Source organism: Streptomyces sp. NPDC002276, from assembly GCF_053891435.1.
On record NZ_JBSFCQ010000011.1, the window covers coordinates 246,181 to 267,070 of the forward strand.

Below are 20,890 nucleotides of genomic sequence, written 5' to 3' on the forward strand. Positions count from 1 at the left end.
GCCTACTCCGCCGTCTTCCGCGCCAGCGCGTTGTTCCCTATCGAGTTGTGCACGCTGAAGCTCACCGCGTCCGAGCGGTAGCGGTCGTCCGACCACTCGACGGGGCGCCCCTCGCGGGTGGTTGTGACCCGGCGGACCCGCAGCAGTGGGCTGGTCCGGCGGATGCCCAGCAGTTCCGCGTCCTGCGCGCCCGCCGCCACCGCGTCGATCACGTGCTCGCCGTAGGCGAAGACCAACCCCGTGTCGTCGTACAGGCGTTGGGTGACCGACGGGCAGTCCGGTTCGATCGCCTCTACGGCCGGGGAGATCCAGTCGGCGTACACGGTCCGCTCCAGCAGGACCGGCTCGCCGTCCAGGCCGCGTACCCGCAGGACGTGCAACACCCGGGCCTTCTCGGTGAGTTGGAGGCGTACGACGTCCTCGGCGGTGGCCGGGCGGTACTCCTGCTCGACCACGAGCCCGGTCGCCTCGCGCTCCATCGCGCGTGCCCACTCGGCGAAGCTGCGCAGCTCCGCGAAGCTCTGGCTGCGGCGGCTGGCCAGCACCATCCGGCGGGCGCCCTGGCGGGAGCCGATCAGCCCCTCGGCGGTGAGGGCCGCGACAGCCTGACGGACCGTGCCGCGCGAGACGCCGTACTGCGCCGCGAGGTCCGTCTCCGCGGGCAGCCGGCTGCCGACTGTGTACTCCTCGCGGTCGATGGCTTTCCGCAGCTCGTCGGCGATCTCCTCGTGTCGCGCCGTCATGCTTTCCCTCCGAATTGACCACTGTGCACAGCGTGAGCAGCGTAGTCGAGTTCCCTTGGTGATCCGTGTCAGCCAGGAGTGTGCAGAGAAGAAGGGGCCATGGTTTCGCCAATGTTTACCAACGAGACACCATCGCCGGGCGTACTGAGGCCAACTTGTTCAGACAAGTTCGTCGGACAAGTTCTCCGCTCCGCTCAACCCTCGTGCGCACCCCTGGAGAGACCGTGACCGTGTCCCCGCCGAGAAACGCCGTCCTGGGTGGTTCCCTCGCCGTCGTCGCCGCGCTGGCCCTCAGTGCCTGTGGCGCCGCTCCCACCAACTCGTCGACCACCGCAGACGGCAAGAACGCCGCCACCGCCACCTCCGCCGCCGACTTCGGCGGGCTCGCCGCCCTGGAGAAGGCCGCCAAGAAGGAAGGCACGCTCCACATCATCGCGGTGCCCCGCGACTGGGCCAACTACGGCGCCATCATCGACGGCTTCACCAAGAAGTACGGCATCAAGATCACGGACGAGAACCCGGACGGCTCAAGCCAGGACGAGATCAACGCCGTGACCTCCCGCAAGGGCCAGGACCGTGCGCCCGACGTCCTCGACCTCGGCTCCTCCTTCGCGCTCAGCGCCGCCCAGCAGGGCCTGCTCGCGCCCTACAAGGTCGCTTCCTTCGACCAGATCCCCGAGGGCCAGAAGGACCCGAAGGGGCAGTGGTTCAACGACTACGGCGGCTACATCTCCATCGGCTGCGACGCCAAGCGCGTGAAGACCTGTCCGACCACCTTCGCGGACCTGCTGAAGCCGCAGTACAAGGGCCAGGTCGCCCTCAACGGCAACCCCACCAAGTCGGGTTCGGCCTTCGGCGGCGTCTACGCGGCGGCGCTCGCCAACAAGGGCTCCTTCGACGACATCCAGCCCGGCCTGGACTTCTTCGGCAAGCTGAAGAAGAACGGCAACTACACGCCCGTCGAGTCCACCCCGGCCACCGTCGAGAAGGGCGAGACGCCCATCTCCATCGACTGGGACTACCTCAACGCCGGTTACGCCGACGAGTTCAAGTCCAAGGGCGTCGACTGGAAGGTCACCATCCCGACCGACGGCCAGTACGCGCAGTACTACTCGCAGGCCATCAACAAGGACGCCCCGCACCCGGCGGCCGCCCGCCTGTGGCAGGAGTACCTGTACAGCGCCGAGGGCCAGAACCTGTGGCTCAAGGGCTACGCCCGTCCGGTGCTGATGACCTCCATGGAGTCGGCCGGCACGCTCGACAAGACCGCCGCCGCCAAGCTCCCGCAGGTGACCGGTACCCCGTCCTTCCCGACCGAGGACCAGCAGGCCAAGGCCAAGACCGTCATCGCGTCCGGCTGGGCGAAGGCCGTCTCCGGATGACGGCCACGCTCACGCGGGCCGACGTCGGCGCCGCCGCTTCCGAGAAGCGGCGGCGTCGCGTCCCCGGCTGGATAGCCGTGGTCCCGCTGCTCGTGTTCGTCGCGGTCGCCTTCGGGGTGCCCGCCATCGCGATGCTGAACGGCGCCTTCACCGTCAAGAACCAGACGACGGGCGCCACTTCGTACAGCACTGCCAACCTGACCGACTCGCTCCAGGGTGCCTACTTCACCGCGCTGGTCGGCAGCGTCAAGCTGTCCGCCCTCTCGGCCGCCCTCGGCACCCTGCTCGGCCTGCCGCTCGCGCAGGTCGTCGTCACCTCCCGCTTCCGCGCGCTGCGCGAGGCCGTCCTCACCGCCTCCGGGGTGCTCGCCAACTTCGGCGGTGTCCCGCTGGCCTTCGCGTTCGTCGCCACCCTCGGCAACGCCGGTGTGCTGACGACCCACTTGGGCCTCAAGGACAAGGGCTGGGACCTCTACAGCTTCTCGGGTCTCGTCCTCGTCTACCTGTACTTCCTCATCCCGCTGATGGTCCTCACCATCACCCCCGCCCTGGAGGGCCTGCGCACCCAGTGGCGCGAGGCCGCCGCGAACAACGGCGCCACCGGCGTGCAGTACTGGCGGCACGTGGCCCTGCCGGTGCTGCTGCCCTCGCTGCTCGGCGGGTTCGTCCTCCTCTTCGGCAGCGCGTTCGCCGCGTACGCCACCGCCGCGGCCATGGTGGGCAGTTCGATCCCGCTGGTCACCCTCCAGATCGCCGACGCCATCTCCGGCAACGTGCTGGTCGGCCAGGAGAACGTGGCCCTCGCCCTCAGCCTCGACATGGTCCTGGTCGCGGGCCTGGTCATGGCCGTGTACCTGCCCCTGCAACGACGGAGCGCGCGATGGCTGGACGCCTGAACATCTGGCGGTGGGTCGTCCTCGGCCTCGCCGCCCTGTACTTCCTGGTCCCGCTCGCCGCGTCGGTGATCTTCACGGTCGACGTGCCGGGGGAGGGCGTCACCTTCGACGCCTACACCCAGATCGTCTCCGCTGACGGCTTCACCTCCAGCCTGGTCCTCTCGCTGGAACTCGCCGCCGCCACCATCGCCGTCGTCCTGCTCCTGATGGTGCCCGCCATGGTCGCGCTACGACTCGGAGCGCCCCGGCTGCGCCCGGTTGTCGAGGTGATCTGCTCGCTGCCGCTGGTGGTGCCGCCGATCGCGTTCGTCGCCGGTATCGCCACCGTCCTCAAGTGGGGCCCCGACTACCTGTCCCGGACCCCGCTGTTCGAGACCTTCGTCGCCATCCAGAACCCGAGCTTCCCGTTCATCCTCGTCCTCGCCTACGTCGTGATGGCGCTGCCGTTCGTGTACCGGGCGCTGGACTCGGGGCTGCGCGCGATCGACGTGAAGACCCTCGTCGAGGCCGCCCGCAGCTGCGGCGCGGGCTGGCCGCAGGCCCTCGTGCAGGCCGTACTGCCCAATCTGCGCGGGGCGTTGCTCAACGCGTCCTTCCTCACGCTGGCGCTGGTGCTCGGCGAGTTCACCGTGGCCCAGCTGCTCGGCTTCCAGCCCTTCGCCGTGTGGATCTACAGCGTCGGCGGGTCCAACGCCCAGCTCTCCGTCGCCGTCTCCGTGCTCAGCCTGGTCGTCACCTGGGCACTCCTCCTCACGCTCGCCGGTGTCGGCGGGCGCGACAAAACCGCCAAGTCCCGGGGATGAACCATGACCGCCACCACGCTTGAGAAAACCACGACGGACAGCGCAGCCACCGTCGAATTCCGGGGCCTGCGCCGGGAGTTCGGCCCGACGGTCGCCCTCGACGGACTCGACCTGACCGTCAACCCCGGCGAGTTCCTGGCCCTGCTCGGCCCCTCCGGCTGCGGCAAGACCACCGCCCTGCGCATGCTCGCCGGCTTCGAACACCCCACCTCCGGCGAGGTGTTGGTCGACGGCAAGGACGTCACCGACGTGCCCGCGCACCGCCGTGACGCCGGGATGGTCTTCCAGTCGTACAGCCTCTTCCCGCATCTCAACGCGCTCGACAACGTCGCCTTCGGACTGCGCATGCGCAAGGTCCGTACGGCCGAACGACGGTCCCGCGCGGGCGAGTTGCTCGATCTTGTCGGGCTCGGCGACAAGGGCGAGCGCTTCCCGCACCAGCTCTCCGGCGGCCAGCAGCAGCGCATCGCGCTGGCCCGCGCGCTCGCCCTGCGCCCGCGCGTGCTGCTCCTGGACGAGCCGCTGTCGGCGCTCGACGCCAAGGTGCGGCTGTCCCTGCGCGAGGAGATCCGCCGCCTCCAGCAGGAACTCGGCATCACCACCCTCTTCGTGACGCACGATCAGGAAGAGGCCCTGTCCATCGCCGACCGGGTCGCCGTGATGCGCGCCGGAAAGCTCGAACAGTGCGCCGCACCGGCCGAGTTGTACGGCCGGCCCGCGACCGCGTTCGTCGCCGAGTTCGTCGGCACGATGAGCCGCCTCCCGGGACGGCTCGCGGACGGGGTCGTCGAAGTGCTCGGCGGCCAGCGCCTCCCCGTCGACGGCGAGGCCCCGGCCGGACCCGACGTGGACGTGCTCGTCCGGCCCGAGGCGATCGACGTGCGCGCCGACGTGACCGGTGACGCGCGCGTGCTCGGAACCGCCTTCCTCGGCGCGGTCGTTCGTGTCACTGTTCAGCTCGCCGATTCCACCGAGGTCAAGGCCGACCTGCCCACGCACGAGGCCACCGCCCTGGGCGCCGGAGTCGCGGTGACGGTGTCACTGCCGGAACGGCCGGTACTCGTGGCGGAACGCATCAACCCGTAGGGCCGTAGCTGCCCCTGTAGTAACCGTACCGAAAGAGAGAAACGTGACCCCCCACACCCAACTCCCGCTCCAGGCCGTCCTGTTCGACATGGACGGAACGCTCGTCGACACCGAGCGGCTGTGGTGGGAGGCGGTGGAGCAGGTCGCGGGCAGAACCCTCACCGACGCGGACCAGTCGGAGGTGCTCGGCCGCCCGGTCGAGCACACCGCCGACTGGCTCGCCACCACCACGGGCGCGTCGGCGGCGGATCTCGCGGCCGAACTGCACCGGGAGTTCGCCGCCCGCGTCCGCACCGGCATCGTCCCCCGCCCCGGCGCGCTCGACCTCCTCGACGCCCTCGCCCGCGACGGCGTCCCCACGGCACTCGTCACCGCGTCCCCCCGCGCGGTCGCCGACACCGTCCTCGACGCCCTCGGCGCGAACCGCTTCGCCGTCTCCGTCACCGCCGACGACACCGGGCCCACCAAGCCCGCCCCCGACCCCTACCTCGCCGCCTGCCGCGCCCTCGGCGTCGACCCGGCGGCCTGCGTGGCCGTCGAGGACACCCAGACCGGCGTCAGCTCCGCCGAGGCGGCGGGCTGCGCGGTCCTCGCCGTACCGTCGCTGGCGCCGATCGACACGGCCCCCGGCCGGACGGTACGGGCGAGCCTCGCCGGCATCACCCCGGCGGACCTGCGCGCGATGGTGACGCCGGGCACGGCCCACGAGCTACGCGTGTTGACCTGGAACCTCTGGCTCGGCGGCAGCAAGGTCGACGACCACCGCACCAAGCAGCTCAAGGTCATCGCGGAGACCGGCGCGGACGTGGTCGGCCTCCAGGAGACCGGCGGCACCGCGGCCGAGGAACTGGCCAAGGCGCTCGGCTGGCACCACCACCGCGCCGGCGAGAACCTCGGCGTCATCAGCCGCCACCCGATCACCGCCCGCTTCGGCGACCCGGACGTCGGCTTCTACGGAGCCGCCGGGGTCCGGATCGCCGTAGCGGAGGGCCGTCAGATCGACCTGTGGACCTGCCACCTCGACTACACGCCCTACGGCCCCTACGAGTCCGCCTTCGACGGGCTCCCGGCCGCCGACCTGATCGCCCACGAGGACGTACGGCTCGCCCAGATGCGGGATGCCCTCGGGCGGATCGCGGAGGTGGCCGACGACGCAGTCCCCGTGGTGCTGGTCGGTGACTTCAACAGCCCCTCGCACCTGGACTGGCCGGACGTGGAGTGGCCGGTCACCAAGGCGGCGGCGGACGCGGGCCTGCGTGACAGCTACCGCGAGGCCCACCCGGACCCGGTCGCCGACCCCGGTCACACCTGGTCGCCGATCCACCCTCTGCACGAGGACGGCAGTGGGCGCCCCGAACCCCAGGACCGCATCGACTACGTCCTGCACCGGGGCCTGACCGTGCTCGACTCCCGCACCTTCGTCACCGGCACCCCGGCCCCCTGGCCCGACGTCTCCGCCAACTGCTGGCCCTCGGACCACGCGGCCGTCCTCACGGTCTTCGCGGTGCCCAACAGGTAGGCCCTGTCAGGGATTCGCCCTGTCACGGATTCCAGAAGAACGACACATGCGCACGGTCGAAGCGGCGCTCGGCCAGGTCCTGGCGCGGGATCACCCAGTGCAGGGTGGAACCCTCCCGGCCGTCGAGACCGATGTCCCACTGGGCGAGCAGCACCCACTCCTCGGGGGCGGGCAGCTCCATGGTGTCGCCCCGGAACCGTCGAGAGTCCTTCGCCTCGTCGGCGGCGTCCAGGACGGGGTCCGTCTCCGTGCACTCGTGGGAGGCGTACCCGCCGATGTGCAGCGGTCCGTCGACGACGATGTCGCCGTACGTCTGCTCCCACGTCTCGGCCAGCTCCCCGGCATGGGGATGGCCGGGGAGCGTGACGACCTCCCTGCCCTGCTCCTCGGTCCAGGCCAGGAAGTGGGACGCCATGGAGACATCGGGCGCCAGCCGCAGCTCCTCCTGCGGGAGCTGCTCGCATATGAGGTCTTCGTAGTCGTAGTTGTTCTTCGCGGTCCGCTCCTCGACGGGTGTCCCCTCGGGGATGTACACGACCTCTCCGGCCGGTCCCATGTAGTTCGGCAGCTCGGGAAAGCCGAAGAGCAGCAGACGGCCGTCGGCGGGCAGCGGAAGACCCGTCACCTCCTCCGGCAGCGCCGCGCAGTCGAGGGTGGCGAGTAACGGGAACCAGGGGTCGGGGACCTCGGCCGGCAACAGCAGCGGCCCGCCGAACCTGCCGACGACCGGCCCTTCCCCACGGGTGACGAGGGTCGCGCAGGGACGGGCGTCGGCGATCCAGCCCTCGACGTCCTGCGGCGGTATCCCGCGCCGCAGCGCCTCCGCACGGAACGGCGCGAGCCGGTTGATCAGTTCAGGATTCATGGGCGGAAACCTACGTCCTACGACTGACAACGGGTCCGCCGCACCCCGAACGACCGGCTCCCACCAGGCACGCAACGAATCGCCGCCCCACCCCGCCCGCACGCAACGAAACGCTCACCGGCGCGCAACGGCTCCTTCTTGTCCGGCCCGCCCCCTCGGCCGTACCGTCTAGGTGGCCCCCGAAAGATGCCTCTTCAACCTCTTCAGCCTCTTCAACCCTTTCGTACCGGTGAGGAACCCACATGCGCACCGCCCTCCTCCAGAGCTCCGGCCGCCCCGGCTCCGTCGTCGAGAACCTCAAGGTCCTCGACGAGGCCGCCGGCCGGGCCGCGGCCGGCGGTGCCGCGCTGCTCGCCGCGCCGGAGATGTTCCTCACCGGATACGCGATCGGCGACGACATCGACCGCCTCGCCGAACCCGCCGACGGCGACTCCGCCGACACGGTCGCCGAGATCGCCGGCCGCCACGGGCTGGCCATCGCCTACGGCTACCCGGAGCGCGACGGCGACGCCGTCCACAACTCCGCCCAGCTGATCTCCGCCGACGGCGACCGCCTCGCGAACTACCGCAAGACCCACCTCTTCGGCGACTTCGAGCGCGCCCACTTCACCCCCGGCGAACAGCCCGTCGTCCAGGCCGAGTTGAACGGCCTGACCATCGGCCTGATGATCTGCTACGACGTCGAGTTCCCGGAGCCGGTCCGCGCCCACGCCCTCGCCGGCACCGACCTGCTGCTCGTCCCGACGGCGAACATGGTTCCGTTCCAGCTGGTCGCCGAGTCCGTGGTCCCGGTGCGGGCCTGGGAGAACCAGATGTACGTGGCGTACATCAACCGCATCGGCCAGGAAGGGGAGTTCGACTTCTTCGGCCTCTCCACGCTCGCCGGTCCGGACGGAGTCGCCCGCACCAAGGCGGGCGCCGGCGAGGAACTGCTCCTCGGTGACGTGGACCCCGCGTTCCTCGCCGACTCCCGTGCCGCGAACCCGTATCTGACGGACCGCCGCCCCGGCCTCTACGGGTCCCTGGCCTGAACTCCCGCCTCCCTCACCAGCTTTGTCGCAAGGAGTCCCTACCCCATGACGTCCACGGTGCCCAACGCCGTCCAGCACGCCGACGAGCGACAGCCGCCGATCACCATGTTCGGGCCGGACTTCCCCTACGCCTACGACGACTTCCTCGCCCACCCGGCGGGCCTCGGCCAGATACCCGCGACCGAACACGGCACCGAAGTCGCCGTCATCGGGGGCGGGTTGTCCGGCATCGTCGCCGCCTACGAGCTGATGAAGATGGGCCTCAAGCCCGTCGTCTACGAGGCGGATCAGATCGGCGGACGGCTGCGCACCGTCGGCTTCGAGGGCCCCGGCACCGGGGAACTGACCGCCGAGATGGGCGCGATGCGCTTCCCGCCCTCCTCCACCGCCCTCCAGCACTACATCGACCTGGTGGGACTTGAGACCCGCCCGTTCCCCAACCCCCTTTCGGAGGCGACCCCTTCGACGGTCGTAGACCTCAAGGGCGAGTCGCACTACGCGACCACCGTCGACGACCTCCCGCAGGTCTACCGCGATGTGATGCACGCCTGGAACGCCTGCCTCGAAGAGGGCGCCGACTTCTCCGACATGAACCGCGCCATGCGCGAACGCGACGTCCCGCGCATCCGCGAGATCTGGTCGCGGCTCGTCGAGCAACTCGACAACCAGACCTTCTACGGCTTCCTCTGCGACTCCGAGTCCTTCAAGTCCTTCCGGCACCGCGAGATCTTCGGCCAGGTCGGCTTCGGCACCGGCGGCTGGGACACCGACTTCCCGAACTCGATCCTCGAAATCCTGCGCGTCGTCTACACGGAGGCCGACGACCACCATCGAGGCATCGTCGGCGGCTCCCAGCAACTCCCGCTCAGGCTCTGGGACCGCGAGCCACAGAAGATCGTCCACTGGCCCTACGGCACCTCGCTCGCGTCCCTGCACGTGAACGGCGAACCCCGCCCCGCCGTGACCCGCCTGCACCGCACGGCCGGCAACCGGATCACCGTGACGGACGCGAACGGCGACATCCGCACCTACCGGGCGGCGATCTTCACCGCCCAGTCCTGGATGCTGCTCTCCAAGATCGCCTGCGACGACTCGCTCTTCCCGATCGACCACTGGACGGCGATCGAGCGCACCCACTACATGGAGTCCAGCAAGCTGTTCGTGCCTGTCGATCGGCCGTTCTGGCTCGACAAGGCCGTCGACGACAGGGGAAATCCGACGGGCCGGGACGTCATGTCGATGACCCTCACCGACCGTATGACGCGCGGGACTTACCTCCTCGACGACGGCCCGGACAAGCCCGCCGTCATCTGCCTTTCGTACACCTGGTGCGACGACAGCCTCAAGTGGCTGCCGCTGTCGGCCAACGAGCGGATGGAGGTCATGCTGAAGTCGCTCGGCGAGATCTATCCGAAGGTCGACATCAGGAAGCACGTCATCGGCAACCCGGTGACCGTCTCCTGGGAGAACGAGCCGTACTTCATGGGCGCGTTCAAGGCCAACCTGCCCGGTCACTACCGTTACCAGCGGCGCCTGTTCACCCACTTCATGCAGGACCGGCTGCCCGCGGACAAGCGGGGCGTGTTCCTCGCGGGCGACGACATCTCCTGGACGGCCGGCTGGGCCGAGGGCGCCGTCCAGACCGCGCTGAACGCGGTCTGGGGCGTCATGCACCAGCTCGGCGGTACGACCGACCCGACCAACCCGGGCCCGGGAGACGTCTACGACGACCTCGCGCCGGTCGAACTGCCTGAGGACTGACGGGAGTTCAGGCCGGAGTCCAGACCGGAGTTCAGACCCCGGCCGCGCGGGCCGCCGTGTACAGCTCGGCGGCCAGGTCCTTGAGTTCCTCGGCGTCGCGCGGGACACCGGCGAACTCGAAGAAGTACTCGTCGAGACCGACCTCGACATGGGCCACGAGATCGGTCACGATCTGGTCGAAGTTGCCGTGGAACGGCGGGCGTTCAGCGCCCTCGTACGCCTTGGGCGTGTACCGCAGGTTGATCCGGGCCACCGACTGGATCGGCTCGGTACGGCCGCGCTCGGCGGCCAGCTCGCGCAACGCCCGCCACTCGGCGGCCAGTTGCCCGGCGCCCATGGCCACCGGCTGCCAGCCGTCTGCGTGGTCGACGAGGCGGATCCTCGCCTTCCTGCTCATCGCGGGCAGCAGCACGGGGATCGGCCGGGCGGGCTTCGGGCCGACCACCGCCGAGGCGACGGTGCTCAACTCGCCCTCGTACACCACCGGGTCCGGGCCCCACACCGCGCGGCACACGGCGAGAATCTCGTCCAGGGACCTGCCCCGGTCCTCGAACGGGGCGATGCCCGCCGCCGCGTACTCGTCGAGCGACCAGCCGGTGCCGAGCCCGGCCACCACCCGGCCGCCGCTCGCCGCGTCCAACGTGCCGAGCGTCCTGGCCAGTTGGAACGGTCCGTGCAGCGGGGCCACCAGGACACTGGTGCCGAGCCGGGCCCGCCGGGTGGCCGACACGGCCAGCGCCAGCGTCACCAGGGGTTCGGCGACCGAGCGGTACTCGTCGGGCCACGGGACGCCCGGCATGCCGTAGAGGCCCTGTGTCGCGGGCTCCGGGAAGAGGGCGCGTTCGAACACCCAGAGGCTTTCGTAGCCGATCTCCTCGGCCGTGCGGGCCACGTCCGGGACGTCCTTGCCGATGTCGTACTGCCGTGTCTGGGGAAGAGTGAGACCCAACCTGGTGGCCATGCTCGTGCTCCTTCGCATCAGGCATTCCAGCCGTCAACGTAACGCTCACGATGCCCCACGGCGGGCCCTGTCTCCCGGTATGGCCGGATCAGTCCGGCAGTGGCGTGAGCATCATGCGGCCCGCGAGCCCCACCGCCGCGTCCAGCCGTTCGGTGAACTCCTCGGCGACATCGGGCAGTCCACGCAGTGCCCACAGGGCCCGGGCCGCCGTCCAGGTGGCGTCGCGGGCGCGCTCCAGACTCCACGAGCCGAGCAGATGGGTCAGTGGATCGGCGATCTGGAACAGGTCGGGGCCCGGCATCAGTTCCTCGCGGACGCGCTCCTCCAGCGCCACGAGGAGATCGCCCACGCGGTCGAACTCGTCCTCCAGATCGGCCGGTTCGCAGTCGAGCGTACGACAGGTGTCCACGACGGCGAGCGCGAGATCGTGGCCGATGTGCGCGTTGATGCCCGACAGCGCGAACTGCAGCGGGCGTACACCGGGATGGCGGCGCAGCTGGAACAGCGGGCGCCAACAGGCGGGCGCGCGGCGCCCGTTGGCGACCGCGTCGACGGCCGCCAGATAGCGTTCCGCGAACCGCACGTCCAGCGTGATCGCGGCCCGCGCGTCCGTGAACCGCCCGGCGTCGACGCTCCGGTCGACCGCCTCCGTGACGGCGAGGTAGACGCGGTTGAACACCGCGATCCCGTCCCCGGCGGGCAGCTCCTCGTCGAGCGCGCGCAGCCGGGAGACGACCTTGTCCACGGGTGTGGTGAAGTGTGCCAATTGCCCCATGGGGGCAGCGTCCCAGTCCTAGGCTGGCCGAGGTGCCGCCGGGCCCGACACTTCCCCAGAACGGGGGAACGGGCGCGGCGCGAGGGGGCAGCGTGTCAGGTTCGCGTGGCCGACGGCGGAGCCGGGCCGCCCGGCGGAACGTGCTGGTCGTGGCCGCGTCGGTCGTGGTCGCGGTCGGCACGGTGACCGGGATGATCCGAGCGCTGGACGACGAGCGCGGCACGGACCGGGCCCGGCCGGACGCGAGCGGTGCGACGCTGCTGGTGCCGCTGCCCGACGTGCCGTCGGTGTCGAACTCCCCGTCCGCGAAGGCGAGTTCGTCCACCCGCCCGAAGAAGACCGCGGCGACGGATACCGCGCGGAAGCCCCGGCGAACCACTGCCGTCTCGCCCCGCCTCTACCGCCACCCGGAGTCCCAGGTCCTCGACTGGGTCCGCGCCCACCCCGACGACCCCCGCACCGAGGTCATAGCCGACCGGATCGCCGACCAGCCCGCGGCCGTGTGGTTCGCCGACTTCACGCCGTCGACGATCACCTCCCGGGTCCGCGCGGTCACTTCGGGCGCCGCCGCCCAGGACCGGGTGCCGGTCGTCGTGCCGTACGCGATCCCGGACCGGGACTGCGGCGGGGCCTCCGAGGGCGGCGCGGACGACTTCGACGCGTACGACGCGTGGATCGACGACTTCGCGGCGGGGCTCGGCTCCGGGGAGGTCGTCGTGATCCTGGAACCCGACTCCATAGCCCAGTCCGACTGCCTCTCCGACGGCCAACGCGCCGACCGTTTCGCGGCGTTGGCCCGCGCGGGCCGCGTCCTGAAGGCCGCCGACCCGAAAGCGCGCGTGTACTACGACGCGGGCCACTCCGACTGGAACCCGGCCGGGCAGCAGGCGTCCCTGCTCAAGCAGGCGGGCGCGGCCTCCACAGCCTCCTCCGACGGGATCTTCAGCAACGTCTCGAATTTCCACGCCACTTCGGCCGAGATCGCCTACGACCGCCAGGTCCTCGCCGCCCTCGGCGGCCCCGCGGGCCTCGGTGCCGTCATCGACACCAGCCGCAACGGCAACGGCGCCCCGGCCGACGGCCAGTGGTGCGACCCGGCGGGCCGGAAGATCGGCCGGGCGCCGACCCTGGAGACCGGGGAGGCGCGGATCGACGGCTATCTGTGGGTCAAGTTGCCGGGGGAGTCGGACGGTTGCAAGGGCGCGGCCGGCACGTTCACAGCGTCGTACGCCTACGACTTGGCGCGCTGAATTTCATCTCTGTACGTGAATCCGGTCCGGACCATTGTCAGGACCGGTGCACGGTCTTACGCTCGCACGGTTCCATTCATGAACATGGTTCATATACATGATTGGAGTCGGTGTATGAGTGCCAGACCCCGCCTCGGTGTGCTGCTCGCGGCCGTGGCCGTACTGACCGCCGTGTTCGTCCCCTCCGCCTCCGCGCACGCGGCGCCCGTAGTCCCGAAGACCGCCGTCCTCGACGGTGCCCGCCTCCAGCAGACCAAGCTCCGGCTGGACCGCGGCGATCCCCAACTCCGGCGCGCCCTACGGGACTTGACGACCCGTGCCGACAACTGGCTGCACCAGGGCCCCTGGACGGTCGTCGACAAACCAAAGCCCGCCCCCGGTGGCGATGTTCACGACTACCTGAGCCAGGCCCCGTACTGGTGGCCCACGACCACCCCGACCGCCGCCAACCCCTGGGGCTGCCCGTACGTCCAGCGCGACGGACAGCGCAACCCCGAGGTCGACACGGGCACCGACCGCCAGGACGTCGAGAAGGTCTTCGACTCGACGTACGACCTCGCGCTCGCCTGGTACTACACCGGCGACAAGCGCTACGCGCGGAAGGCCGACCAGGTCCTGCGCACCTGGTTCCTCGACCCGGCCACGAGGATGAACCCCAACCTGAACCACGCCCAGTTCATCCCCTGCAAGTACGACGGCCGCGCCATCGGCATCATCGACTTCTCGCAGTCGTACACCAGCGTCGTCGACGCCATCGCGATCCTCGGCACCGGCGCGCCGGGCTGGACGAAGACCGACCGCACGGCGATGGCCCGGTGGAACTCCGACTTCCTCGGCTGGCTGAAGGACAGCGCCTTCGGCAAGGAGGAGGGCGCCGCCGCCAACAACCACGGCACCTTCTACGACATGGAGTTGGCCGCCCTCGCCTACGCGACCGGCGACAAGGCACTGGCCAGGCAGACCGTGCTGAACGCGCGAGCCAAACGCATCGACCCCCAGATCGCGGGCGACGGCAGCCAGCCGCAGGAGCTCGCGCGGACCCGGAGTTGGCACTACTCGACCTTCGACCTGGTCGCGTACACCCGGCTCGCGGCTATCGGCCGCCATGTCGGCGTGAACCTGTGGACCTACCAAGGCCCGGACGGGCAGGGCCTGTTGAAGGCCGTGGACTACCTGCTGCCCGCCGCGACCGGAGCCGCCGCGTGGTCGCATCCGGAGCTGGAGTTCTACCGCTACGCGGCGAGCGACATCGTCCACGCGGCGGCCGACGCGGGCGACGCACGGGCCAAGGCGGCCGTACCGAAACTGGAGACACCACCCGCCGGCGACCTGTGGGCACTGCGCCCGGCGGCGGAACAACTGGACTCGATCACCGGCTGACCGACGCGCGGAGCCCGCCCGCCGTCGGCCGCCCAATCCACGAGCACTCGCCCATCAACGGACTGATCGGGCGGCGAAGGCCTGCCGGCCACCGGCCGACCGGCTCGTGCAGGTCCGCCTGTCCTGGTCCGACCGGTCCGCGCGGGCCCGCCCGAGGTCGGCCGACCGGTCTGCGCGGACCCGGCTGTCGTCGGCCGACCGGCCCGCGCGAACTCTCCTGTCCTCGTCCGACCGGTCCGACCAGTTCGCGCGGCCCGCTTGACCTGGGCCCTCTCGAACAGGGGTTCCTGAGCGGTTGCTTAGAATGGGGTGTCCCCACAGTCTCCATCGCCCCACTCAGCACCGCTCGGGAGCCCCGCCGTGACCGTCGAAAGCCCGTCCGCCACCGACATCGCCACCGCTACTGGCCTCGCCCACGGGCGGCTCATCCCCGTGGCCGTCCACTTCGACGACCTCGACGCTCTCGGCATGCTGCACAACGCCCGCTATCCGCTCCTCGTCGAGCGCGCCTGGACCGAGCTGTGGCAGGAGCACGGCGTCCGGTTCGACGGGGACTGGGCGACCGCCGGTGACGCCTGCAATGTGGTGAAGGAACTGGTCATCAGCTACGAGGCGCCGGTCACCAAGCCCGGCGGCTACGGCGTCCACCTGTGGCTGGACCGGCTCGGTACGACCGGCCTGACGTACGGGTTCCGGCTCTGCTCCGCCGACGGCTCGGTGACGTACGCGACCGGTACCCGCGTCCTGGTCCGGCTGGACGCGGAGACGTTGCGCCCCGCGCCCTGGAGCGAGGCGTTCAGAGCTGCCGGTCGGGCACTGCTGCGCTCGGAGCGCTGACCTTCGGGCGGTCCCGGTCCCCGGCGCGCAGTACCCCCGCGAAGACCGCGAGCCCACCCGCCAACACCGTGACCAGGCAGAACGACACCACCAGGCTCGTCGCCTGCGCGACCCCACCGATCAGACTCGGCGCGATCAGCCCGGAGGTGTAGGTGATCGTGGCCACGCCCGCGATGGCCTGGCTCGGGTTGGGCCCGCTGTGACCCGCCGCCGCGAAGCACAGCGGGACGACCACGGCGATGCCCAGACCGAGCAGCGCGAACCCGCCCATCGCCAGCGCCGGGCCGTCCGCGACGACGATCAACAGCCCACCGCACACAGCCAGAAGCCCGCCCGCGCGGACCGTACGCACCGAGCCGAAGCGGTTCACCACCGCGTCGCCCACCAGCCGGGCCACCGCCATCGTCAGCATGAAACCGGTCGTCGAGGCCGCCGCGAGCCCGGCCGACGTGCCCAACTGGTCGTGCAGATACACCGCCGACCAGTCGAGGCTGGCCCCCTCCGCGAACACCGCGCAGAAGCCCACCGCACCGATGAGCAGCGCGGACCGGGGTGGCAGCGTGAACCGCGGTGGCGCCTCCTCCTCCACCCCCGGCTGGATGTCGAGCACCCAGCGGCAGGCGGTCACACCGAGCACGGTGAGGATCACGGCCGCGATGAGATGGTGCACGCGCGCGTCCGACCCGAGGTGCGCGGCCAGCGTGCCGCCCGCCGAACCGATCAGGGCGCCCGCGCTCCACATGCCGTGCAGACTCGACATGATCGACTTGTCGAGGAGCCGCTCGATCTCGACCCCGAGCGCGTTCATCGCGACATCGGCCATGCCCGCGCTCGCCCCGTACATGAACATGGCCAGGCACAGGGTGACCAGGTTCGGCGCGAGGGACGGCAGCACCAGGGACGTCGTCCACAGCGAGATCAGCCCGCGCAACGCCGTACGACTGCCGAAGCGGTGGGTGATCCAACCGGCCAGCGGCATCGAGCAGGACGCGCCGAACGCCCCGAAGGCGAGCGCGAAGCCGAGCCAGCCCGCGGCGACGTGCGCGTGCTCCTGGATCCACGGCACCCGGGTCGCGAACGAGCCGGTGACCGCGCCGTGCACGGTGAAGACGGCCGCCACGGCGTACCGGGCGCGCTTCACCTCGCGTCGGTCGTAGACCACTTCGCTCATTGTTCCGGCCCCTCCTGCTGTTCCTATTCCCGTCCCCGCCCTCAGCTGCGTCGCGTAAACTATCAGGAACCCTGCCTGATAGATAGAGAATTACGAGCCGCCCGGCGCGCGCCCCCGATCTGGGAGGATTCCCGGCATGCCCGCATCCCCGAGCACCGCACGGGCCATCAACGACCGGCTCGCCCTGCGTCTCCTGCAACGCGAAGGCCCGCTGACGGCAGGGCAGTTGAAGCAGCTCACCGGACTGTCCAGACCCACCGTCGCCGACCTCGTCGAACGCCTCACGGCCTCCGGACTGATCGAGATGGTCGGCGAGTCGGGGGCCCAACGGCGGGGCCCGAACGCCCGGTTGTACGGCATCGTCGGCGACCGCGCCCATCTGGCCGCGCTGGACGTCCGCCTGGAGAGCGTCTCCGTCCTCGTCTCCGACCTCGTCGGCCGGGTCCTCGCCGAGGCGTCCGTACCGATCGACGCCGACGCGGGGACGGGTCCGGCGGTGGAGCAGGCCGTCGCGCTGGTGGAGCGGACGGTGAAGGAGGCGGGGTCGGGGTCAACCGGGCTCGCGGAGAAGGGCGTTCAGCGCCGCGAGTGGGGCAGTCTGCATACGGTCGGCATCGGCGCCCCCGGTCTGATCGACCCGGCCACGGGTGAACTCCGCGACACCACTGGCCTGCCCGCCTGGCACCGCAGCCTGGTGGGCGCCCTCCAGGAGCGGCTGCCCGACGCCCGTGTCGTCGTCGAGAACGAGACCAACCTCGCGGCCCTGGCGGAGATGCGCGACGGCGCGGTCCGGGACCGGGACACCTTCGTCCTCCTCTGGCTGGACATGGGCATCGGCGCCGCGGTGATGCTGGACGGCGCACTGCGCAGAGGGGCGTCCGGCGGCGCGGGCGAACTCGGCTTCCTGCCGGTGCCGGGCACCCGGGGACTCCCGTCGGCGACGGACTGCGAAGGGGGCTTCCATTCACTGGCCGGAGCCGCCGCGGTGCTCGAACTGGCCCGGGAATGCGGCGTGTTGGGTGCCGGAGGCGCGGGGGAGGGGACGACCGCGGCGGAGGTCGTGCGGTGGGCGGTCGCGACGGTGACCGATGTCCGCGCCGCCCGCTTCCTGGACACCCTCGCCGAGCGCCTCGCCCTCGGTGTCGCGTCCGTCGTCGCGCTGCTGGACCCCGGGTGCGTGGTCCTCGGCGGCGGGGTCGGGCAGGCGGGCGGCGACGAACTCGCCGTACGCGTGGCCGAACGGATCGCCCTCATGTCACCCCTGCCCGCGGAGGTGCGCCCCAGCGTGCTCGGCGATGGAGCCGTGCTGCGCGGCGCGCTGCTGACCGCGCAGGACGGCGCGCAGGACGAACTGTTCGGCTGAGGGGCTCGGGCCTGTCCGGCTGAGAGGCCCGGCGGTGGGCAAGGGCCGTCGTCACCACCGCCGGACCGGATCATGGGGATCCTGCCTGGAGTCCGAGATCGGGAGTCCGAGATCCAGAAAAGGACTAGACCAGATGATCCAGCAGGTGAGGGCTCCTTGAGAAGTCCATCGACGCTCTCTGTGAGCCAGCCCACACACTTCACCTGGATGGACCCTTGCCGGGCGTGGCACACTTGCCGTGTACCAGAAGCAGCGCACTCCGGGGTCGGTGAAAGTCCGAACCGGCGGTTACAGTCCGCGACCCGTCCGTGTTGTTCAGCGGCCGGTTGACCAGGTGGAATTCCTGGACCGACGGTTAAAGTCCGGATGGGAGGCAGTGCGCGGCGGGCGGGCATTCGTGCGCGCCGCCGTATTGGCTCGTCCTGTGTGGACGGGTCCTGTCCGGCGTCGTCCTCGGTGCTTCCGTTCGTTTCATTCTGTCGTCTTCGACAGGCCCCGGAGTCCGTGCCCCGATGTGGCAGGAGGACCCGGGAAGTGTTCACCGGAATCGTCGAAGAGCTGGGTGAGGTCACCGCCGTCGAGAGTCTCGACGACGCCTCCCGCTTTCGTCTGCGCGGCCCGATCGTCACCGAGGGCGCGAAGCACGGCGACTCCATCGCCGTGAACGGCGTCTGTCTCACCGTCGTAGAGCACGAGGGTGACGAGTTCACCGCCGACGTCATGGCCGAGACCCTGAACCGCTCCAGCCTCGGCGCCCTCGCCGTCGGCTCCCGCGTCAACCTCGAACGCCCCATGGCACTCGGCGCCCGCCTCGGCGGACACATCGTGCAGGGCCATGTCGACGGCACCGGCGCCGTGTTGGAGCGCAAGCCGTCCGAGAACTGGGAGCTCGTCAAGATCTCCCTCCCCGCCGACCTCACGCGCTACGTCGTGGAGAAGGGCTCCATCACCGTCGACGGCATCAGCCTCACCGTCGTGGACGCGGGCCCCGACTACTTCACCGTCAGCCTCATCCCCACGACCCTCGACCTGACCACGCTCGGCCTCAAGCAGCCCGGCGACCCGGTCAACCTCGAAGTGGACGTCATCGCCAAGTACGTCGAGCGGCTCATGGGCGACCGCGAGGTGACCCCGTGAACTGGCTCAACTCCGAGGCGTTCGTCCTGTTCGACCAGCACATCAAGTGGTCGGACATGATCGGCAACGTCGTCGGCCTGATCGCCCTGGCCTTCGGCTGGCGGCGCTCGATCTGGAGCTGGCCCACCCAGTTCGTCTCCGGCGTGATCCTCTTCGCCGCCTTCGCCACCGCCCACCTCTCCGGCAGCGCGGGCAAGCAGATCGTCGTCATGGTCGTCGCGGTCTACGGCTGGTGGCAGTGGAACCGCGGCAGGGGCGGCTCCGCCGACGGTCACATCACCCCCCGCTTCGCCACCTGGCGCGAACGCGCGATCCTCGTCGGCGCGGCAGCCGTAGGAACGGTCGCGGTAGCCGCCCTCTTCAAGGCGTACCCGTCCCTCTCCTGGGACCCGTGGCCCGACGCCTACATCTTCGTCGGCACGATCGTCGCGATGTACGCCCAGGCCCGCGGCATGGTCGAGTTCTGGTTCGCCTGGCTCCTCGTCGACCTCGTCGGCGTCCCCCTCAACTTCGCCAACGGCTTCGCTTTCTCCGGCTTCGTCTACGTCATCTACGGCGCACTCGTCCTGTGGGGCATGCGCGACTGGTGGCTGCGCTCCCGCAAGGCCCCGCAGCCCGTCCTGGAAGGAGCGCCGGCATGACAACGGCACCGATCCTGTACAGCACAGACGGTTTCGAGGACTTCTCGCTCGACCCGGTCGAGCAGGCCATCGCCGACATCGCGGCCGGCCGCCCGGTCGTGGTCGTCGACGACGAGGACCGCGAGAACGAGGGCGACCTCGTCATCGCCGCCGAGAAGGCCACCCCCGAGATCATCGCCTTCATGATGAGCGAGTGCCGCGGCCTCATCTGCGCCCCCATGGAGGGCGACGAGCTGGACCGGCTCCGGCTCCCGCAGATGGTCGAGGACAACACCGAGTCCATGAAGACCGCGTTCACGGTGTCGGTCGACGCCTCGGCCGCCCACGGTGTGACCACCGGCATCTCGGCCGCCGACCGCGCCACCACGCTCCGGCTCCTCGCGAGCGGCACCACCGAGGCCGACGACTTCGTTCGCCCCGGCCACATCTTCCCGCTGCGCGCCCGGTCCGGCGGGGTCCTCACGCGCAACGGCCACACCGAGGCCGCCGTAGACCTCGCCCGCCTCGCGGGCCTGCGCCCGGCCGGCGCGATCGTCGAGATCGCGGGAGAGGACGGCCGGATGCTCCGTCTCCCCGAACTCATCCCGTTCGCCCGCAAGCACGGCCTCACGATCATCTCCATCGAGGACCTGATCGCCTACCGGCAGACCGCCGAACCCACCGTCCGCCGCGAGGCCGAGGTCCAACTCCCCACCCGCCACGGCCAGTTCACCGCCTACGGCTACCGCTCCACCGTCGACGGCGTCGAGCACGTCGCCCTCGTCCACGGTGAGATCGGCGACGGCGAGGACGTCCTGGTCCGGGTCCACTCCGAGTGCCTCACCGGCGACGTCTTCCACTCCCTGCGCTGCGACTGCGGCCCCCAGCTGGAGGCCTCCCTGGAGCGCATCCAGGAGGAGGGCAGGGGAGTGGTGGTCTACCTGCGCGGCCACGAGGGGCGCGGCATCGGCCTGCTCTCCAAGCTCAGGGCGTACGAACTCCAGGAGCGCGGCCGGGACACCCTCGACGCCAACCTCGAACTCGGCCTGCCCGCCGACGCCCGGGACTACGGCGCCGGCGCGCAGATCCTGGAGGACCTCGGCGTCCGCAGCCTGCGCCTCATGACGAACAACCCCGACAAGACCGACGCGCTCGTCCGGCACGGCCTCAAGGTCACCGGCCGGGAGCCGATGCCCGTACAGGCGGGCGAGCACAACCTCCGCTACCTGCGCACCAAGCGGGACCGGATGGGCCACGACCTGCCCTGGCTGGACCCGGCCCCCGTGTCCACCTGCGGCAACCAGTAACCA

19 protein-coding genes and 1 riboswitch are annotated in these 20,890 nt (G+C 70.6%); of the genes, 14 read left to right on the top strand and 5 right to left on the bottom strand.

All coding sequences use genetic code 11. The features are described 5' to 3' along the window. Positions 1–2: 2 nt before the first annotated feature. Positions 3–743, bottom strand: a complete 741-nt coding sequence (locus tag ACWIHT_RS27590) for a GntR family transcriptional regulator (protein WP_200708890.1) — start codon at positions 741–743, stop codon at positions 3–5. A gap of 224 nt (positions 744–967) precedes the next feature. On the opposite strand from ACWIHT_RS27590, the gene ACWIHT_RS27595 reads away from it, so the two are divergent. From ACWIHT_RS27595 to ACWIHT_RS27615, 5 genes are read left to right on the top strand one after another with little or no spacing between them, the layout of a single operon-like run. Beyond that, positions 968–2,125, top strand: a complete 1,158-nt coding sequence (locus ACWIHT_RS27595) for an ABC transporter substrate-binding protein (RefSeq protein WP_456170949.1) — start codon at positions 968–970, stop codon at positions 2,123–2,125. Next, on the top strand, positions 2,122–3,021 hold the full coding sequence (locus ACWIHT_RS27600; RefSeq protein ID WP_399122305.1) for an ABC transporter permease: 900 nt from the start codon (positions 2,122–2,124) through the stop codon (positions 3,019–3,021). Before ACWIHT_RS27595 ends, ACWIHT_RS27600 begins: the two co-directional genes overlap by 4 nt. Continuing rightward, a complete protein-coding gene (locus ACWIHT_RS27605; protein ID WP_093624433.1) occupies positions 3,006–3,824 on the top strand; it encodes an ABC transporter permease in 819 nt (272 codons plus the stop codon). The genes ACWIHT_RS27600 and ACWIHT_RS27605 overlap by 16 nt, the downstream gene beginning before the upstream one ends. 3 nt (positions 3,825–3,827) lie before the next feature. Beyond that, positions 3,828–4,910 (top strand): ABC transporter ATP-binding protein, encoded by a 1,083-nt coding sequence (locus tag ACWIHT_RS27610; protein ID WP_456170950.1) that lies wholly within the window; start codon positions 3,828–3,830, stop codon positions 4,908–4,910. Between the two features lie 43 nt (positions 4,911–4,953). Continuing rightward, the gene (locus ACWIHT_RS27615) at positions 4,954–6,429 is read left to right on the top strand and encodes an HAD-IA family hydrolase (RefSeq protein WP_456170951.1); all 1,476 of its coding nucleotides are present in this window, start codon (positions 4,954–4,956) and stop codon (positions 6,427–6,429) included. Positions 6,430–6,451: 22 nt separating this feature from the next. Here ACWIHT_RS27615 and ACWIHT_RS27620 read toward each other — a convergent pair whose 3' ends face one another. Next, on the bottom strand, positions 6,452–7,294 hold the full coding sequence (locus ACWIHT_RS27620) for a DUF1963 domain-containing protein (protein WP_456170952.1): 843 nt from the start codon (positions 7,292–7,294) through the stop codon (positions 6,452–6,454). Between the two features lie 242 nt (positions 7,295–7,536). Here ACWIHT_RS27620 and ACWIHT_RS27625 point away from each other — a divergent pair, with 242 nt between their 5' ends. Together ACWIHT_RS27625 and ACWIHT_RS27630 are read left to right on the top strand one after the other, a co-directional pair. Further along, positions 7,537–8,325: a carbon-nitrogen hydrolase family protein gene (locus ACWIHT_RS27625; RefSeq protein ID WP_456170953.1), complete on the top strand. Its 789-nt coding sequence runs from the start codon at positions 7,537–7,539 to the stop codon at positions 8,323–8,325. Between the two features lie 45 nt (positions 8,326–8,370). Then, positions 8,371–10,086 (top strand): flavin monoamine oxidase family protein, encoded by a 1,716-nt coding sequence (locus tag ACWIHT_RS27630; protein ID WP_456170954.1) that lies wholly within the window; start codon positions 8,371–8,373, stop codon positions 10,084–10,086. Positions 10,087–10,117: 31 nt separating this feature from the next. On the opposite strand, the gene ACWIHT_RS27635 is transcribed toward ACWIHT_RS27630, so the two are convergent. Then, positions 10,118–11,047: an LLM class F420-dependent oxidoreductase gene (locus ACWIHT_RS27635; RefSeq protein ID WP_456170955.1), complete on the bottom strand. Its 930-nt coding sequence runs from the start codon at positions 11,045–11,047 to the stop codon at positions 10,118–10,120. 88 nt (positions 11,048–11,135) lie between these two features. After that, entirely contained in the window at positions 11,136–11,822 is a 687-nt protein-coding gene (locus tag ACWIHT_RS27640; RefSeq protein WP_456170956.1) for a DUF5995 family protein, read from the bottom strand. A gap of 140 nt (positions 11,823–11,962) precedes the next feature. Here ACWIHT_RS27640 and ACWIHT_RS27645 point away from each other — a divergent pair, with 140 nt between their 5' ends. The 3 genes from ACWIHT_RS27645 to ACWIHT_RS27655 all read left to right on the top strand — a co-directional run bounded on the left by ACWIHT_RS27645 (position 11,963) and on the right by ACWIHT_RS27655 (position 15,289). Next, complete coding sequence (locus ACWIHT_RS27645; protein WP_456171046.1) at positions 11,963–13,072, top strand: glycoside hydrolase family 6 protein; 1,110 nt, start codon at positions 11,963–11,965, stop codon at positions 13,070–13,072. 114 nt (positions 13,073–13,186) lie between these two features. Continuing rightward, entirely contained in the window at positions 13,187–14,452 is a 1,266-nt protein-coding gene (locus ACWIHT_RS27650) for an alginate lyase family protein (RefSeq protein ID WP_456170957.1), read from the top strand. Positions 14,453–14,812: 360 nt separating this feature from the next. Beyond that, entirely contained in the window at positions 14,813–15,289 is a 477-nt protein-coding gene (locus ACWIHT_RS27655) for an acyl-CoA thioesterase (protein WP_456170958.1), read from the top strand. On the opposite strand, the gene ACWIHT_RS27660 is transcribed toward ACWIHT_RS27655, so the two are convergent. After that, positions 15,249–16,460 carry an MFS transporter gene (locus ACWIHT_RS27660; protein WP_456170959.1) on the bottom strand — a complete coding sequence of 404 codons (1,212 nt, stop codon included), beginning with the start codon at positions 16,458–16,460 and terminating at the stop codon, positions 15,249–15,251. The genes ACWIHT_RS27655 and ACWIHT_RS27660 overlap by 41 nt on opposite strands. Before the next feature lie 136 nt (positions 16,461–16,596). Between ACWIHT_RS27660 and ACWIHT_RS27665 the strand changes: the two genes are divergently transcribed. From ACWIHT_RS27665 to ACWIHT_RS27680, 4 genes are all read left to right on the top strand, one after another. Further along, entirely contained in the window at positions 16,597–17,823 is a 1,227-nt protein-coding gene (locus ACWIHT_RS27665; RefSeq protein ID WP_456170960.1) for an ROK family transcriptional regulator, read from the top strand. A gap of 250 nt (positions 17,824–18,073) precedes the next feature. Next, positions 18,074–18,207: riboswitch (FMN riboswitch) on the top strand. 150 nt (positions 18,208–18,357) lie between these two features. Beyond that, positions 18,358–18,960, top strand: coding sequence for a riboflavin synthase (locus ACWIHT_RS27670; protein ID WP_399122318.1), 603 nt, complete (start codon positions 18,358–18,360; stop codon positions 18,958–18,960). Beyond that, the gene (locus tag ACWIHT_RS27675) at positions 18,957–19,601 is read left to right on the top strand and encodes a nicotinamide mononucleotide transporter family protein (RefSeq protein ID WP_456170961.1); all 645 of its coding nucleotides are present in this window, start codon (positions 18,957–18,959) and stop codon (positions 19,599–19,601) included. The genes ACWIHT_RS27670 and ACWIHT_RS27675 overlap by 4 nt, the downstream gene beginning before the upstream one ends. After that, positions 19,598–20,887: a bifunctional 3,4-dihydroxy-2-butanone-4-phosphate synthase/GTP cyclohydrolase II gene (locus ACWIHT_RS27680; RefSeq protein WP_456170962.1), complete on the top strand. Its 1,290-nt coding sequence runs from the start codon at positions 19,598–19,600 to the stop codon at positions 20,885–20,887. The genes ACWIHT_RS27675 and ACWIHT_RS27680 overlap by 4 nt, the downstream gene beginning before the upstream one ends. The last annotated feature ends 3 nt before the right edge of the window (positions 20,888–20,890 follow it).

What these genes read in the sequence shown, in the direction of transcription:
- ACWIHT_RS27610 (WP_456170950.1), top strand. Translation starts at nt 3,828, where the DNA reads ATGACCGCCACCACGCTTGAGAAAACCACGACGGACAGCGCAGCCACC.
- ACWIHT_RS27680 (WP_456170962.1), top strand. Translation starts at nt 19,598, where the DNA reads ATGACAACGGCACCGATCCTGTACAGCACAGACGGTTTCGAGGACTTC.
- ACWIHT_RS27600 (WP_399122305.1), top strand. Translation starts at nt 2,122, where the DNA reads ATGACGGCCACGCTCACGCGGGCCGACGTCGGCGCCGCCGCTTCCGAG.
- ACWIHT_RS27590 (WP_200708890.1), bottom strand. Translation starts at nt 743, where the DNA reads ATGACGGCGCGACACGAGGAGATCGCCGACGAGCTGCGGAAAGCCATC.
- ACWIHT_RS27620 (WP_456170952.1), bottom strand. Translation starts at nt 7,294, where the DNA reads ATGAATCCTGAACTGATCAACCGGCTCGCGCCGTTCCGTGCGGAGGCG.
- ACWIHT_RS27640 (WP_456170956.1), bottom strand. Translation starts at nt 11,822, where the DNA reads ATGGGGCAATTGGCACACTTCACCACACCCGTGGACAAGGTCGTCTCC.
- ACWIHT_RS27630 (WP_456170954.1), top strand. Translation starts at nt 8,371, where the DNA reads ATGACGTCCACGGTGCCCAACGCCGTCCAGCACGCCGACGAGCGACAG.
- ACWIHT_RS27635 (WP_456170955.1), bottom strand. Translation starts at nt 11,047, where the DNA reads ATGGCCACCAGGTTGGGTCTCACTCTTCCCCAGACACGGCAGTACGAC.
- ACWIHT_RS27660 (WP_456170959.1), bottom strand. Translation starts at nt 16,460, where the DNA reads ATGAGCGAAGTGGTCTACGACCGACGCGAGGTGAAGCGCGCCCGGTAC.
- ACWIHT_RS27650 (WP_456170957.1), top strand. Translation starts at nt 13,187, where the DNA reads ATGAGTGCCAGACCCCGCCTCGGTGTGCTGCTCGCGGCCGTGGCCGTA.
- ACWIHT_RS27665 (WP_456170960.1), top strand. Translation starts at nt 16,597, where the DNA reads ATGCCCGCATCCCCGAGCACCGCACGGGCCATCAACGACCGGCTCGCC.
- ACWIHT_RS27625 (WP_456170953.1), top strand. Translation starts at nt 7,537, where the DNA reads ATGCGCACCGCCCTCCTCCAGAGCTCCGGCCGCCCCGGCTCCGTCGTC.
- ACWIHT_RS27605 (WP_093624433.1), top strand. Translation starts at nt 3,006, where the DNA reads ATGGCTGGACGCCTGAACATCTGGCGGTGGGTCGTCCTCGGCCTCGCC.